Source organism: Rivularia sp. UHCC 0363 (genome assembly GCF_034931125.1).
Lineage (GTDB): Bacteria > Cyanobacteriota > Cyanobacteriia > Cyanobacteriales > Nostocaceae > Rivularia.
On sequence record NZ_JAYGHM010000008.1, the window covers coordinates 61,263 to 76,363 of the forward strand.

General features: G+C 38.8%; 14 protein-coding genes. 1 reads left to right on the forward strand and 13 read right to left on the reverse strand.

Annotated features, from left to right (window positions below):
• Window positions 1-4 precede the first annotated feature (4 nt).
• The 3 genes from VB797_RS06880 to VB797_RS06890 all read right to left on the reverse strand — a co-directional run bounded on the left by VB797_RS06880 (window position 5) and on the right by VB797_RS06890 (window position 1,955).
• Entirely contained in the window at window positions 5-748 is a 744-nt protein-coding gene (locus VB797_RS06880; protein WP_323236918.1) for a hypothetical protein, read from the reverse strand.
• A gap of 110 nt (window positions 749-858) precedes the next feature.
• Entirely contained in the window at window positions 859-1,242 is a 384-nt protein-coding gene (locus tag VB797_RS06885) for a hypothetical protein (protein ID WP_323236919.1), read from the reverse strand.
• A 140-nt stretch (window positions 1,243-1,382) separates the two neighbouring features.
• On the reverse strand, window positions 1,383-1,955 hold the full coding sequence (locus VB797_RS06890) for a PepSY domain-containing protein (RefSeq protein ID WP_323236920.1): 573 nt from the start codon (window positions 1,953-1,955) through the stop codon (window positions 1,383-1,385).
• Between the two features lie 417 nt (window positions 1,956-2,372).
• Here VB797_RS06890 and VB797_RS06895 point away from each other — a divergent pair, with 417 nt between their 5' ends.
• Window positions 2,373-3,086 (forward strand): hypothetical protein, encoded by a 714-nt coding sequence (locus VB797_RS06895; RefSeq protein ID WP_323236995.1) that lies wholly within the window; start codon window positions 2,373-2,375, stop codon window positions 3,084-3,086.
• 325 nt (window positions 3,087-3,411) lie between these two features.
• On the opposite strand, the gene VB797_RS06900 is transcribed toward VB797_RS06895, so the two are convergent.
• The 10 genes from VB797_RS06900 to VB797_RS06945 form a co-directional block, all read right to left on the reverse strand.
• A complete protein-coding gene (locus VB797_RS06900; protein WP_323236921.1) occupies window positions 3,412-3,873 on the reverse strand; it encodes a hypothetical protein in 462 nt (153 codons plus the stop codon).
• A 4-nt stretch (window positions 3,874-3,877) separates the two neighbouring features.
• On the reverse strand, window positions 3,878-5,467 hold the full coding sequence (locus VB797_RS06905; protein ID WP_323236922.1) for a multicopper oxidase family protein: 1,590 nt from the start codon (window positions 5,465-5,467) through the stop codon (window positions 3,878-3,880).
• Window positions 5,451-6,734 (reverse strand): RNA-guided endonuclease IscB, encoded by a 1,284-nt coding sequence (gene iscB / locus VB797_RS06910; protein ID WP_323236923.1) that lies wholly within the window; start codon window positions 6,732-6,734, stop codon window positions 5,451-5,453. The genes VB797_RS06905 and iscB overlap by 17 nt, the downstream gene beginning before the upstream one ends.
• Window positions 6,735-7,115: 381 nt before the next feature.
• Window positions 7,116-7,676, reverse strand: coding sequence for a DUF411 domain-containing protein (locus VB797_RS06915; RefSeq protein WP_323236924.1), 561 nt, complete (start codon window positions 7,674-7,676; stop codon window positions 7,116-7,118).
• Between the two features lie 283 nt (window positions 7,677-7,959).
• Complete coding sequence (locus VB797_RS06920; protein ID WP_323236925.1) at window positions 7,960-8,205, reverse strand: hypothetical protein; 246 nt, start codon at window positions 8,203-8,205, stop codon at window positions 7,960-7,962.
• 115 nt (window positions 8,206-8,320) lie between these two features.
• Window positions 8,321-9,700 (reverse strand): two-component system sensor histidine kinase RppB, encoded by a 1,380-nt coding sequence (rppB, locus tag VB797_RS06925; RefSeq protein ID WP_323236926.1) that lies wholly within the window; start codon window positions 9,698-9,700, stop codon window positions 8,321-8,323.
• Entirely contained in the window at window positions 9,690-10,391 is a 702-nt protein-coding gene (rppA, locus tag VB797_RS06930; RefSeq protein WP_323236927.1) for a two-component system response regulator RppA, read from the reverse strand. The genes rppB and rppA overlap by 11 nt, the downstream gene beginning before the upstream one ends.
• Before the next feature lie 34 nt (window positions 10,392-10,425).
• Window positions 10,426-10,911 carry a DUF2808 domain-containing protein gene (locus VB797_RS06935; RefSeq protein WP_323236928.1) on the reverse strand — a complete coding sequence of 162 codons (486 nt, stop codon included), beginning with the start codon at window positions 10,909-10,911 and terminating at the stop codon, window positions 10,426-10,428.
• Between the two features lie 403 nt (window positions 10,912-11,314).
• Window positions 11,315-11,806 (reverse strand): hypothetical protein, encoded by a 492-nt coding sequence (locus VB797_RS06940; protein WP_323236929.1) that lies wholly within the window; start codon window positions 11,804-11,806, stop codon window positions 11,315-11,317.
• Window positions 11,807-11,915: 109 nt separating this feature from the next.
• Window positions 11,916-15,092, reverse strand: coding sequence for an efflux RND transporter permease subunit (locus VB797_RS06945; protein ID WP_323236930.1), 3,177 nt, complete (start codon window positions 15,090-15,092; stop codon window positions 11,916-11,918).
• Window positions 15,093-15,101: the final 9 nt, after the last annotated feature.

Below are 15,101 nucleotides of genomic sequence, written 5' to 3' on the forward strand. Positions count from 1 at the left end.
TGCGCTAAGAAGCTGGTTTCTTTTTAAAACTTAAGTAAATAACCAAACTCACGATTATACAAAGAAAAAGTATACTAGTTCCGGTTGTACCTAAACCATAGCCACCATTTTTAGCAGGTTGAGATAGTAAATCACCGATAGATGCTCCGAGCGGACGAGTCAAAATGTAAGCTAACCAAAATGCTAAAACTCCATTCATCTTGAAGTAATAATAACAAGCAGTTATTATTGCAATTAAACTGCCGAATACTAGTGCTGATTGTGCATAGCCTAGCTTCAAAGCCTCTGCTAAAAGGTCTCCCGTTGCCGTACCTAAAGCAAACGTAAAGAAAATAGCCATCCAGTAGAAAAGCTCTCTTTTATTTGTGTTGATGGAGTGCATAGCTAATGTCTTTTCTTTTGAATACCAAAGCGCAAAAACTACCAGCAAGACAACACTAAAAGCGATAGTTGTCGTTACTAAGCTAACTCCAAGATTATCTACCAAACTATCAGTAATCAGCGTGCCAGTGATACTCATAAAAACGACTACAATCCAGTAACTTACTGGAACATACTGCTTAAGCCTAAACTGATTCAAAAGCAAAATCACTAATACACCGCTCATAAGATAAGATGTTAGGGTTAAACCAAGGTTCAGGGTTACTGATAGAAAATCTGCCGCAGTTTCACCTACCGTCGTTGCTAGAATCTTGACAATCCAGAAATAAATTGTCACTTCTGGAACTCTGCTTAATATTTTTTGCATAATATATTATATATTTCTCCTACTTTATTTTTTCAAAACAATACTGTGATGCTTGCCTTGCTTGCCAGGAACTCTTATCTATATCTAACAGTTGGAGAGCGAAATATAGATTATAGTTTGTGAACAAATATTGGATCTAAAAGTGTACAACAGTGGATATTAGTCCAATATTTAATCGCTACGATTGCAGTACCGGGATTAGCTTTCAGCAAAGCTCTATTGAAATCTGCTTTTTTCTCCGATAATTGATTTGCTAAGGTGAAAGGGTCGAGTAAATTTTTAAACATTACCTCTTCCCTGCCAAAATACTGTATCAGTTGATTTGGATTATTAACTGCTATCAATACCGTATCTAATGGTGTAATCAAACTAAATTCAGAATAGCTATCAACTTCGAGTTTTACAAAAGCTGGTAAGTTATGTTGAGCGTAATAAGAAATTATCAGATCAATTTCTTTGTAGATACGTGATATTAAGATGTCAGAGATTTTCACCGTTAGTTAAAACTGAGATGGATATAAAAACAAGAATTAAGAAAGGGTTTTGAGAACAAGAAATAAATAAATTACTTATCTCAAGACCCGTTAATTGGTGTGAGTGAGAAAAATTATCTGTGACGGACTCTAGTTACAGACTATTGCTTTTGATTTTCATTATCGGGAACTTGAATACTGCTGCGAGGTCGATTGGCTTCTGCTGCATCGTTCGCTTCTTGGTTTTGATTTTCGGTTTCTAGAATCTTTGCGTTACCCGCATCAACCATTACTTCTTTGTTTCCAATATCTACCTTATAAACTAAATTGCCATCTTCGTTTTCTAATTCCACTTTTTTAGCCTTTCCTCCTAAAGCAGTTTCTGCCGCTTGCTGAGCTTGTTGAGAAGTAATTTTTGCTAAAGATTGATATTTAGCAGCTTCTTGTTTTTCTTCTGCATCGTCATTTGTTTCACCATCACCGTCGCTGGCTTCAGCTATTTCAGTTTTTTCACTATTATTTACTGCTACGCTTTGACCAACTTGTTGCTTATTTTCAGGTGCTTCAGTAGCATCGTTCGCTTCACCGTCACCATCACTAGTTTGAGTCATACTAGTATTAGTTTGTACGGAGGGCGACTCGGTTTGTTTTGCAGACACGTTGCGAGCGAATCCAGCAAATCCTAAAGTAGTCACTAAAGCTGCTGCTAAAGCGATTCTTTTTGTTGTATTCATGATGTAATCTGTCCTTCTTTTCCTTGATGATTTAACTGTAGATATAAATAGTTAAGAACTTGGAAAGAATCTGATGAAATATATCAAAAATATTAAAAATAAAATAAGTTGCCTCTACTGTATCAGTTAATGTTGAATTTAAAGACTTTAAGAGTGAATAGTAAAAAAAGTGAAACTAATAAATTATTTGATAACCGAAACCCTGTAAATATCTCCGCAGCGCTACCTTTAAAAATCTAGATGCATACCCGGATTTAGTAACGACATAAAAAGTATTATTCATATTCCCATCTTGCCAAGTTCTTGACTTTTCTTCTATACGATAAAGCTGTAAGTCCAGATAAAGTATAAAAACCGACAATAAGTATTAATAAAAAAATGAATAAAGTTGCAAAAGTCACGATTTTCTTCTGGATCATGAAGATCATCGCCACGACACTCGGTGAGACGGCAGGTGACTATATATCAATGTCTCTCGGACTGGGTTATTACGTAGCCTTTGCTGTAACGTTCGCCATCCTGGCTATTCTGCTGTTTTTTCAAATTCAATCCGACAGATATCGTCCAGCCCTTTATTGGGCGGCTATTATCGCTACAACCACAGCCGGAACTGAAGTTTCAGACCTGATGGATCGATCTCTGGGGCTGGGTTACGCAGTGGGGTCGCTAATTCTGGTAGCTGGTCTTTTGAGCGTTCTTGCTATCTGGTACTACCGAGACCGGGATCTAAGCGTTTATCCGATTGTTAGGAAAGACGCAGAAACCACCTATTGGCTAGCGATCGTGTTTTCTAATAGTTTAGGAACGGCTTTTGGTGACTTTCTGACAAGCAACTTAGGATTAAGCTATATTCAGGGCGCACTAGTTACAGGAAGCGTCATTGGTGTTGTCATTGCCCTGCACTATATATCAAATTTGAGCGATGTCTTTCTATTTTGGCTCGCATTTATATTTACGCGACCCTTCGGAGCCACCTTTGGAGATTTTCTGACCAAACCAATTAAAGATGGTGGTTTATCGCTGCCAAGAGACTATGCTTCGGCGATCGCCTTTATCCTCCTAGCATTTGTCCTGTTCTTTTCTGTGCGAAGGGAGAGAAAAAAAGTGCGTAACTCACACTCAATTGAGTGATGTGTTGAAGCAGATAGACGACTTGCTCCTTCAAAGGAACACTCTTCATCCTTGGAGGAGCAACAATTTAATTTCTTAGGAACATAGAAGTTTATTCTATTTGAGTATTCCAAATTTTAGGGAATTGTGGTACTGAAGTCAAACTGGTAAGGCGGCAATTAAGTAACAGGTATACTAATAAAAAGTTATTTTAAATTCAAGTTTTTTCACTTAGGACATTATTTTTTTCATTTCCTCCAATAGATGAAAAAGATTATTTTAAGAATTCGTAATTTGTCTCTTTTAAATCATATTGCTAATATAAAATACTGTTTAATAAATATCTTTATGAAACTTGCCTCTTAACAAACCAAACTATTATCAAAGGCATAATTATCCACTGAAGAATAGGCGTTAATCCCGTATCTAATACCGGAAGTATCGGCATAATATCAGCGTATTCCCATCTGTTAAGCACTCCAGTAGCTAGTCTTTCAAAAATAACTGTAATTACAAGACTCACTAAAATAAAAATACTTAACTGCCACCATTTTGGCTGACGAAACCAGTAACGAGATTTAGAAAAAAATGCCACAGTCCAAAAGCCAGTAAGTGCAATTAAAACATCACCAAAAGTAGCTAAAGTACAGTTTCTTGTTCTTTCCCAACAAGATAAATCGGAAAGCTGAAAAAATGGCATTTGCTGAACTTCCCAAAGAAAGTTAAGCAGAAATGCAAAAATAGCAATATTTAATTCGGGTAAATTTAACCAACTACGGTTACGGGTAAGATTTTGATGATTTGACATACAACTAGTTTACAATCTCCAAATTTCCCATCATCCCTAAATCTTCATGGTCAAGAATATGACAGTGATAAACTGTTTTGCCTGTAAAATCGCGGAAAGGAATCCGAATCCGAACGGTTTCCCCTTTACGTACTAAAACTGTATCTCTCCAAGCGCGGTAAGGTTCTGGAGTTCCGTTACGACTAATAACTTGGAAGTGATTTACATGGAGATGAAAAGGATGATCCATCGTCCCCGTGTTCACAATTTCCCAATCTTCTACTGTATTTAACTTAACTTGCGTATCGATTCGCTGATGTTCATAAGACTTACCGTTAATCAGAAAAGCCATACCCACACCCGGACGCATACCGTGATTAAATGTAAAGCTACGCACTTGTTTGGGTTCGGGTAAAGTTGGTACTGACAAAAGTTTAGTTGGTAAAGAAACTGTTTCTACAGGAGAATCGTAATTAAGAGTTGCTAAAACTGGTGATGTGTCGTTATTATCATTTCCGCCCATCATACCTCTACCGCCCATCATACCACCACCACCCATCATGCCCATTGCACCGCGATTGTAAGGCAAATTGAGCAAGCGATATTGTCCGGGTTCTTTATCACCTTTTATTAATACTTCTACTCTTTGTCCTGGAGTAAGTAACAATTCGTTTGTTTCTACAGGTTCGGCTAATGCACCTCCATCAGTAGCAATCAGATAAAAAGGATGATTTTCTAAAGAAAGTTTATAAAACCGAGAAGGTGAAGCATTGACAATTCTCCAACGTAATAACCCATTTGCAGGAATTGAAAAACTGGGGTTGGTTTTACCGTTAACTGCGATTAAATTACCTTCTCTTCCCGACATCAACGACATATGAGCCGAAGAATCAATCATTTTTCCTTCACCGTCGAGAGCGAAATCTTGTAATACCAAAAATTCTTCAATAGATGCTTTAATTTCGGGAATTTCATCCAAATCACCCCGCACTACAAATAAACCAGCCAAACCTCCAAACAATTGGTCTGCAACTAAACCGTGACGATGGGGATGATACCAGAAAGTACCAGCCGGATGATTTTTAGGAATGGTAAATTCGTAGTTGAAACTTTCTCCAGGTTTAATATTGAGAAAAACATTATCGGCATTTCCCGTAGGTGGAATATGCAGTCCGTGCTGATGTAGATTTGTTGGATTTGAAAGGTTATTAGTAAAACGAATCTGCACTTTATCCCCTGGATTAGCTTCCAAGCGCGGCGCGGGTACTTGTCCGTTGTAAGCTAATAGATATGCCTGTTTATCTCCCAATTTAACGGGACGATAACTAGCTTCTAAACTTACGGATAATAAACCATTAGTACTTTTGTGTAATTTGGGTAAATCAATTGCCTCTTTTAACGAAACTTTTTGTGAGCTTTGAGAAGAATTACTTGTCATGCAACTGGTAACGATAGCACCACCAGCACCTGCACTAGCTAGAGCGAGAAACTGACGGCGATTAATTTTTTTCATAAGAAACACCCGGAAAGCGAGAAACTCAGCGGCTTTAGCCCTTCCTAGGGAAGCGACACGAGCGATTTTAATCGCCGTGTTTTTTTTAGTTTGTATAACCATAACCATCCTTTTTGTGAATTGCTGAACAATATTTGTGACTAATCCCTTGAACTAATCCATTATTAGTCGAGATATTGAAACTGCCAGAAGTCCTGACTGCAATTCTGCCAATATATTCACCAACTTTTTTACCTGTTATCACAACGGCTTTTACAATATCTCCAGTTTGAAAACCTTTGACAAATTTGAATCTTGGAACATATCTAGAAGGAAAACCAAACTTGTCCGTCCTGCATGATTGCCTAGAACCGTGACCGTTAGCAGTAATTATCAACGGATTTACTCCTTTAATGTTAAGAATAGGGGTTGATTGACCAACACAAGCCGCATCAATCCAGTGTGTTTTATTTAGGTTTTGCTGACTACGATTAAACTTTGTTAAACCTCCTGAACCTGTTTCTACTGGTAATCCGGTTACTTTCAAAGCGTTAAACAATGCCCATCGAGTTGTGTTTACTGCTGCTGCATCAGAAGATGGTCGTAAGCAAAGTTTCAAGATTTTCTCTAATCGGGAAGGGTCTTTTTTGAGAAAGTCTTTAACGTCTTTAGTCCCTTTTTTGGTGTTACATTTTTCGCAACTTAATGCCAGATTTGTAATGGAATTACTACCTCCTTTAGCTCTTGGATGAATATGTTCTATCTGGAAAGGAACATCTTTAGCGTCACAGTAAGCACACTGTCTACTCCACTTTTCAAGTAAATATTCTCTGGTTTCGTAACCAGCCAAAGTGCCTTGTTGGTATTCTTTGCCTTGAATATCTGGGTTAGACATTAGCTGCATATCAAAGCGTACTAGCTCTTGACTAATAGCTTGAATTGGTGCGAATTTACGCAACTTCTCAACCCAAGTTTTAATATTTTCAATTCGACTCTGTAAGCTTGGAGCCAGCCAACCATCTGATCGAGTTCTGTTTAAAAATCGATGTGGACGATATCTAGTTTTTCTAGCGCGTCTACTACGTCTTAATTGTCTTCTGGATATTATTGCATCCCGAATTTTATTGCCTCTATGCTTTAATTCAGCAGCAAAAACAACAACTCCCGTCAAATCGTTGACCAATGCAATCCCTGTATGTTTTGCACCGGGGTCAACTTTTAATCGCAGTGGTGAAACTTCTGAATCTGGGTATGATTCTTTCAAAATAATAGTGAACGGGAAACGTCTAAAAATTGCTGCTTTTTTGTTTCGCAATAATTGTCGCGCTTGTGCGCTATGTATTGGGTCTAATGGTCTTTTTTCTGTATCTAATACGAGTGTTTTGGACATAAGTCCCTCCTTTCGGGTAATGTTAGCTTGTCCTAAGAGGACACGCTGCGCGAACGACAATGTTATTGGTCTGTACTTTCCGATGACACTGGCTTAACCCAATAAACCTATTTAATCAATCGGTTCTAGAGCAAGGAACTAGCTACGCATTCCTTGGTAGGTCTTGAACTCTTGCCAATAACGTAGTATGCGAAATACTTAGTCTGGTCAACTATTGTCTTGAGGGCTAGGCTAGAAGCCCAGTGTCTTCAGACCTGGGTTGTTGACCCTTTCTAATTACTCTTGAATTTAACTTCTCATACCATTTGATTAAATTCTCAATGCTAATCGTGCAGATATGGAGACGTAGCAGTGCGGGGCTCTCTACTACTTCTAACTTTCTTAGTAAGTTTGATATTCTTTGAAAATCTTGATTTCGCCGTCTTTATTAAAAGATGCGATCGCAAACGGTTGTTTCTTTGCTGCTTCCATTCCTGGGGTTCCTAAAGGCATTGCGGGTACTGCTAATCCTGCTTGCTTGGGTTTGGAAGCAACAAAACGTTTAATATCATCAGCAGGGATATGTCCTTCCATCACGTAACCGTCAATAACTGCGGTGTGACAGGATGCTAAGTTTTGAGGTACGTTATATTTCTGCTTGATTGCTTCCATATTGTCGGTTTTAATATCTATAATTTTAAAACCGTGCTTTTGCATATGTTTCACCCATTCACCACAACAGCCACAGTTCGGACTGCGATAAACCGTAACTTCTTTTACTCCCGAATATGATGGCTCTGTTTCCTTATCCCACACGCTGTTCATAGCGATTGCTTTTGAGTCGCTAGCAACGGTTTGGGTATTGTTTCCCACTCCCCCAAACCAAAAAAATGTCCCTGCTACTCCTGCAATAGTAACACCCGCGATTAGAGAAAGAAACAATTTGGAATTAGATTTAAACATTAATAAAACCTCATAATAATTTTTTTATTAAGATTAAAACTCGACTTAATTTTAAACTCTCTAGTTAGGTAGAGAGTCAACATCAAATTGAATTAATTTTGAAAAATACAAATGGTAGCAAGTAATTTCATGCTCCATTTATAAGTATTGCATCTCAAAATGAAATCAAGATGAAATTTCTTGCAATATCAGGTTGCGCCCGACGGTGGCGATCGCCCGCTACATTTATAAGCTCGCGAGAGAATATATTTCTGGTTGTAACAATCTTATATAATTTATTGGCTTAGATAACAGTGGCAATTGGACTTTTCAAAAACATTTCTTTTTTAGTCCACTGTATCCCTCGACCTTGCTGACGACCGTGAAAAACCGCCTGTCCTAAATAGGCGAAATAAACAATCGCCATTACCAAACCATCAATGGGCTGAAGTCCCTGTAACGATTTGGGCAGAGTCAAGACAGCAACTACGGCAATAATTGCCAAATACGGAATAACCTGGACGCTAACGGCTGATTTGTCAACCCGCAACAGTATTTGTTGTCGGTGACGGGCGTGGTTCTCGAAATCTTCTCCTTCTTCGGGATCGTCTTCATCTCCTAATTGCTCTCGCCTTGAAGCATAGTAAGCAGTAGTAACGAGATCTTCAGAGATGTGATGCGGGGATAACTTTCAAAGGTAGACGAACGCTAAAAGTACTACCTTTACCCAATTGACTTTGTACCTGTATTTTACCTCCGTGCGCTTGAGCAATAACTTGAGCGATCGCCAATCCCAAACCCGAACCACCACTACGACGAGAGCGAGAACTATTTACGCGATAGAAGCGGTCAAAAATTACCTGTTGCTCTTGAGGTGAAATTCCAATACCTGTATCAATTACTTCTATAACTGCATCGCCGTTGTTTTTTTTCAAAATAAGATTTATATTGCCACTAGTAGGAGTGTATTGAATGGCATTGGCAATTAAATTAGAAAGTAGGCGTAACAGTTGGTCTTCATCTCCCATAACGTACAAAGGTTGATGAGATAAAATCGAATATTCTAATTGCAAAGAAGATGCATTTGCTAAGGCTGAAAATTCTTCTATTAAATCCTCAATCAAAATATTAAGAGAGCAAGGTTGCTTTTTGGGCATGAGAGTTTGCTGTTCCAGTCGGGAAAGTAACAGTAAATCTTGCACTAATTCAACCAATCGCAGATTTTGACGTTTTACCGATGTTAGAACATCTCGCGCTTGTTGTTCGGACAGTTCAGAACTTTCGAGTACAGTTTCTACCTTGGCATTAACTGCTGCTAGGGGAGTCCGCAATTCATGGGAGACATCGGAGGTAAACTGCTGCATTTGTTTGTATGACCGATTAATCGGACGCATTGCCAAACCCGCCAACCACCAACTAGAACCACCTACTAATAGTATTGTAATTGGAAATCCAAATGCCAAAATCAATTTAAAAGCTGCCAAACGATTATCTAATTCTTTAAGACTGCGCCCTACTTGTATATAGCCCCAAAGTTGATTATTTTGGGTATGCATTGACAACGACTTTTGACTATAACGAATTCCTCGCCCGTCTTTGAGTGTTTGCCATCCTTTCGTTTGTACGCTCTGAGGTAATTCTTCTGGATCAAAGCCAGCTACAGCAATCAATTTTCCCGAAGTATCGATAAAACGAACGTAATATATTTTATCTTGATAAAAAGTACTAAAAATACCGTGTTGAGAATGAAGACGTTGAATATGGTTGGGGATTTTAGTAGTCGAACAATCGGAGTCGGGTACGCACAAATTGGGTAAAACCACTTGAAAAATCGGCTCTAAGCGTTTGGGTTGCTGTAAAGTCGGTTCAATAACGCTATATAAAGTACCCGTCACAGCTTCCAATTCGCGATCGATAGAAACCAGGTAAGCACGAATCATTACTTGGTAGATAGCGATACCGCACAGGCTCAAAAATAAACCCATAGCTGCTCCATACCAAGCTGCCAATCGCCACCGAGTTTTATTAAATACTCTAATCTGCATTGGCGGGATTAAAGCGATAACCCATACAGGGAATAGTTTCGATCAAACTATCCCAACCATACTTCGACAATTTGCGTCGCAAAAGCCGCATTTGAGCGGCTACTACATTACTCACTCGTTCCGTATCAAATGTATACAAATGATTCAAAATTTGGTCGCGAGTAACAATTACGCCAGGATGTTTCATCAAGTATTCGAGTAAGTTAAACTCCTTTTTTGTGAGAGTAATTGCCTTGATTTCGCCATTGGGATACCGACAAGTAACTGCGAAATTACCGTAATCTAAAACGATGCTACCTACTTCCAAATGCTGGGACTGAAACTGTGGTACGCGCCTTTGTAAAGCCCGCAATCTTGCCAGCAATTCTTCCATCCCAAATGGTTTTATCAAGTAATCATCCGCACCTGCATCCAAACCAGTCACTTTATCTTCCATGCTATCTCTAGCCGTTAATATCAGTACGGGTAATGGGTTGTTCCGCAGCCGTAAATACTTGCATAATTCTAAACCAGATAATCCCGGCAATAACCAGTCAAAGATTGCCAATGTGTATTTATCCGGGTTATCTTGCAAACAACTCCAAGCTTCATCTCCATCCGCAACCCAGTCAACAATATATCTTTCTTTGCTCAATTTCTGTTGAATTGATGCACCCAAATCTGGTTCATCTTCTACCAGTAAAACTTTCATAACTAGCGATCGCCTTTTTGAATAAGTCAAATTCTTAATTAACGCGCAGTCGAGCTATACCTACAGGTACTGCTTGATTGGAATCCACAAAATTTGCAAACACTTTATACAGCATTTCGCCTCTGGTGGCACGTAATTTTCTAACTTTGTTCATTTCTATAGTCAGCTTTGTTCCGGGAGGTACGGGTTCGGAAAATGTTAATGTGGCTTTTTTCTTATCATCAATATTAATCTCAGCATTGATTTTTTCTCCCGATTGGTTGGAAACATCAATATTATCATTTAGTTTTATATTATCAGGGGCTTCAATCATAATTTTTGACACACCATTACTTTGTTCAGAAATTGTGATTTTTAAGGTATGTCTAAGAGTACTCATATGGCGAATACCTTTAGGAAACTCTGAAAAATTGGTAATCCGAGCAAAATTACTAGTTACTTTTGTTGGTTGTGCAATAGCATTACCAATTGGTACGGCTATAGTTAAGATAGCGGCAGCAGAAATTAATATTTTTTTCATTTCACTTTCTCAGTTATAAATTAAGTCAATTCACTTTTACAATTGCATTCGTGAATCATGGTTATATTTAATAGTTTGCCAAACTGAAATGAAATTTCGATGAAATTTTAAGATAACTGAATATTTATTTTTATTATTGAATATGATTGCTAATATTTATATTTAATTCCTGACAATTAATCCTATTAAAGAGTGACTAGTATATTGTCAAGATTCCTATTGATGTTAAGTAAGATTTTCGACTTTTATATAACTATTCTAATACTTAATTTAGTACAAAAGATAAGAGAAGTCTTTCTTACTAATAAACTAGTAAGAATGTAGCTTCTCCCTAACGAGTTAAATACCCCAAACTCTTATTTAAGCATCTTTTATTCTGTATAAGTCCTAAACTAATACAGAATTATCTTTTGAAATTAAAGCGACCATTCACTTTTTCACCATTCACTTCAGAAATAATCGCTACTTTGTATTCTCCAGGTGCTGTTTCTGAAAGTTTACCGTGGTAATGGTTTTCACTCGCTTCATATTTGATCGGAATTGTTTTTTGTTCTCCACTAGGTAACTGAACTTGAGCCGTTATTTTGGCATCGCTGACGGTTTCGTGTTTTTCACCTTTCTCTAAGAAGAAATCGATATTGGTTCCATTCTCACTTGGTGCTGCGACAAATTCTAAATGATATTCACCCGATTCGATAATTTGACCACCACGTCCATGTTCGCCTTCTTTTTTTTGTGCTACTGTTTCTGTTGGAATCGGTGTTGTTTGTGCTACAGGTTCCGTTTTACTTGCTGCTGAATCTTCTGAATTTGCTGGTTGATTACTACTACAAGCACCTAAAAAAATTAGTCCTATACTACCTAGAATAACCGCACCTAATTTGAATGATTTCATTGTTTTTACTCCTTGATTTTTCAGTTTGAAGAATATAAGTTATTAACGCAAAGGAACACGGAGGAATTCGCGGAGGAACGCAAAGTAGTAATTTATATATTTTTTAAACTTATCTCCTTTTACTATTATTGAGAAGACTGAAATCATCATTCGCGGTAATCTCTGAAGCGATTTTGACTTGAACTGCGGATGATTTTTGTTTGGGTATCAAATACTTGCCGAATTTAATATACAAAGCTGGAAGTACCAACAAAGTTAAAGCTGTAGAAGTAAATAAGCCACCTAATACAACTATCGCTAAAGGTTGCAAAATTTCTTTACCCGCACCAGTCCCAATTACTAACGGAACCATACCTAATGCAGATGTCAAAGCTGTCATTAAAATAGCAACAAGTCTTTCAATTGAACCTCGCGAAATCACTTCCCGTAAAGGCATCCCCATTGCAAACTTGCTGTTATAGTTTTCTACTAAAAGTAAACCGTTACGTGTCGCGACACCAAACAAAGTAATAAATCCGACCATTGATGCGACTGAAAGGATACCACCACCCAAAGCTACAGACAAAACTCCTCCAACCAATGCTAAAGGTAAGTTACTCATAATGATCAAGGTTGCTGGTACTGATTTAACAGCGAAATACATTAAAACAGCAATTACAACCATTGATAAACTGCCAAATATCAGGAAATTTTGGGAAGCCCGTTGTTCCGATTCAAACTGTCCGCCATACTGAATAAAGTAGCCAGATGGTACTTGTACTTGTGCTTTAACTTTGGCACGAATTTCATCCACCACAGAACCCAAATCTCTACCAGAAACGTTTGCAGAAACAACAATTAAACGGGAAACGTTTTCTCGGTTAATGGTATTGGGACCAGTTCCGTAGTCAATTTTTGCGACTGCTGCTAAAGGTATTTTCTGTCCGTTAGGAGTATCGACAAGTAGGTTGCTAATGGTGTCTAAATTGTTGCGTGCTTCTGGTTTTAACCACACCAACAAATCAAAAAGCTGCTGTTTTTCCAATACCTGGGATACTACGCGACCATTAAGCGCGGTTTCGGTGATTTCCGATAAATCACCCACAGAAATACCGTAACGAGCCGCAGCATCGCGGTCAAACTGAATTTGCACCTGTTTTATGGGTATTTGCGGTTCTAGCTGCAAATCTACCAAACCAGGAATATCTTTCATGACAGCTTCTACTTCTTTCCCCAAGCTGCGTAACTCTTCAAGTTCAGAACCGAATATTTTTACAGCGATCGCACTTCTGACACCGGACAAAATTTCATCCATGCGGTGAGAAATAAAACCTCCAATAGTCGCTACTGAACCGGGTATTTTAGCAAATTCTTCCCTAACTTTTTCTACTGTTGCTTCCCGATCTTTCATCCCTATATCGCTAATCTCGATATCAAGGTGCGCTAAGTTGACAGGTGCAGCGTCCGCATCTCCGGGAGCGCGTCCGGAACGCATTTGCACTGATGCAATGCGGGGGTCATCTTTGAGTGCTGATTCAATTGCGTTTCCGGCTTGGTTGGTCACTTCCAAAGATGTACCGGGGTAAAGCAACATGGAATTTACTAAAGTACGTTCCTGAAATTCCGGCAAAAACACTCGTCCCAAACTCGAAAAAATTAGCATTGATGCCACAAAAGCTGCAACTGCTGTCAAAATCACCACACTGGGACGTTTGATCGAAAAATTCAACAGCGGACGGTATAATTTTTGCGACCAACGACTTACCCAAGTTTCATCATCTGGTAGTCTCTGGTTGGCTAGCAGTATGGCACACAATGCCGGAGATAAAGTCATTGCAACTAGAGTGGACGATAAAATTGATACTAAATATGCCCAACCCATCGGTGCAAAAATCCGACCTTCGACTCCACTTAAAGTAAAAATTGGCGCGAAAACTACGACAATAATTACTGTGGAAAAAATTACGCTGGTTCGTACTTCTACAGAAGTGTCGTACACCACCTGAAAAGGATGTACGGGATTTTCCGCTTGCTGGTTTTGTTGTAATCCTCGGTAGCAATTTTCCATATCAACAATAGAATCGTCAACTACCGAACCGATAGCTACTACCAATCCTCCCAAGGTCATAGTATTAATTCCTTGACCAAAGAAATTGAGAATCATCATCCCAATTAACACCGACAAAGGAATAGCACTAAGAGTAATTACGGCAGTACGCCAGTTCATTAAGAACATCAGCAAAATAATTGAAACAATTATCGTGCCATCTCTGAGAGAACTCGTAACATTTTGTATAGCATCATCAATAAAGCTTTGCTGGCGAAAAGTAACCGTATACTTCACATTGGCTGGTAAGCTGGGCTTGAGTTCTTCCATCGCCGCTTCTACAGCCCGACTGACAGTAGGAGTATCAGCTTGGGGTTGTTTATCAATCAACACTACAACCGCAGGCTGAGTATTAAAACTACCATCACCCCGCTTTAGTGCTGCACCAATTTGGACATCGGCGATATCTCTTAATAATACAGGAGTACCATCACGGGCAGTAACAACTGATTTCTGTAAATCTTCAATTGCAGTAATTCTACCGATACCGCGAATTAATAATTCTTGGTCTGGGTCAATTAAAAATCCACCAGCTGCATTATTATTAGCTTTTCTCGCGGCTGTGGTGACATCTTCTAAAGAGACATTAAAAGCTTGCAATTTGGCGGGGTCAACTAAAACTTGATATTGGCGGATATCTCCCCCATAAGTAATTAATTGAGAAATACCAGGAACTGCGAGGAGACGATTGGTGACAACTAAGTCAATAAACCGCCTTACATCCATCATGTCAGTTTTGGTTTTCCCTGCTTCCGCATCGATCGTAAAAGCATAGGTAAGTATTGTTCCGATGGGGGAACTAATCGGCGAAATTTGGGGTGGCTCAATATTTTCAGGCAGTTTTTGCGACGCTTGCTGCAATCTTTCGGTAACTAACTGACGCGCTTGGTAAATATCGGTTCCCCAATTAAATATAATTCTGACGACAGAAATTCCCACCCCAGAGGAAGAACGCACAGTTTCTACACCAGGAGTTCCATTTACAGCACTTTCAATTGGTAAAGTTACTAAAGATTCTACCTCTTCAGGTGCCAGTCCTGGTGCTTCGGTTTGAATTTCTACTTGAGGTGGAGCAAAGTTCGGAAAAACATCCAAAGGCATTTGAGTTAGGTTGTAAACTCCTAACATCATGACAATCATTGCCCCGATTACCACCAGCCACCGTTGTACAATTGACCACTTGAGAATGTTATCGATCATGATTGCAGT

Bases quoted from the DNA above. Each gene is read 5' to 3' on its own strand.
- VB797_RS06900 (WP_323236921.1), bottom strand. From the start codon at position 3,873: ATGTCAAATCATCAAAATCTTACCCGTAACCGTAGTTGGTTAAATTTA.
- rppB (WP_323236926.1), bottom strand. From the start codon at position 9,700: ATGCAGATTAGAGTATTTAATAAAACTCGGTGGCGATTGGCAGCTTGG.
- VB797_RS06890 (WP_323236920.1), bottom strand. From the start codon at position 1,955: ATGAATACAACAAAAAGAATCGCTTTAGCAGCAGCTTTAGTGACTACT.
- VB797_RS06945 (WP_323236930.1), bottom strand. From the start codon at position 15,092: ATGATCGATAACATTCTCAAGTGGTCAATTGTACAACGGTGGCTGGTG.
- VB797_RS06905 (WP_323236922.1), bottom strand. From the start codon at position 5,467: ATGGTTATACAAACTAAAAAAAACACGGCGATTAAAATCGCTCGTGTC.
- rppA (WP_323236927.1), bottom strand. From the start codon at position 10,391: ATGAAAGTTTTACTGGTAGAAGATGAACCAGATTTGGGTGCATCAATT.
- VB797_RS06940 (WP_323236929.1), bottom strand. From the start codon at position 11,806: ATGAAATCATTCAAATTAGGTGCGGTTATTCTAGGTAGTATAGGACTA.
- VB797_RS06880 (WP_323236918.1), bottom strand. From the start codon at position 748: ATGCAAAAAATATTAAGCAGAGTTCCAGAAGTGACAATTTATTTCTGG.
- VB797_RS06895 (WP_323236995.1), top strand. From the start codon at position 2,373: ATGAAGATCATCGCCACGACACTCGGTGAGACGGCAGGTGACTATATA.
- VB797_RS06935 (WP_323236928.1), bottom strand. From the start codon at position 10,911: ATGAAAAAAATATTAATTTCTGCTGCCGCTATCTTAACTATAGCCGTA.
- VB797_RS06915 (WP_323236924.1), bottom strand. From the start codon at position 7,676: ATGTTTAAATCTAATTCCAAATTGTTTCTTTCTCTAATCGCGGGTGTT.
- iscB (WP_323236923.1), bottom strand. From the start codon at position 6,734: ATGTCCAAAACACTCGTATTAGATACAGAAAAAAGACCATTAGACCCA.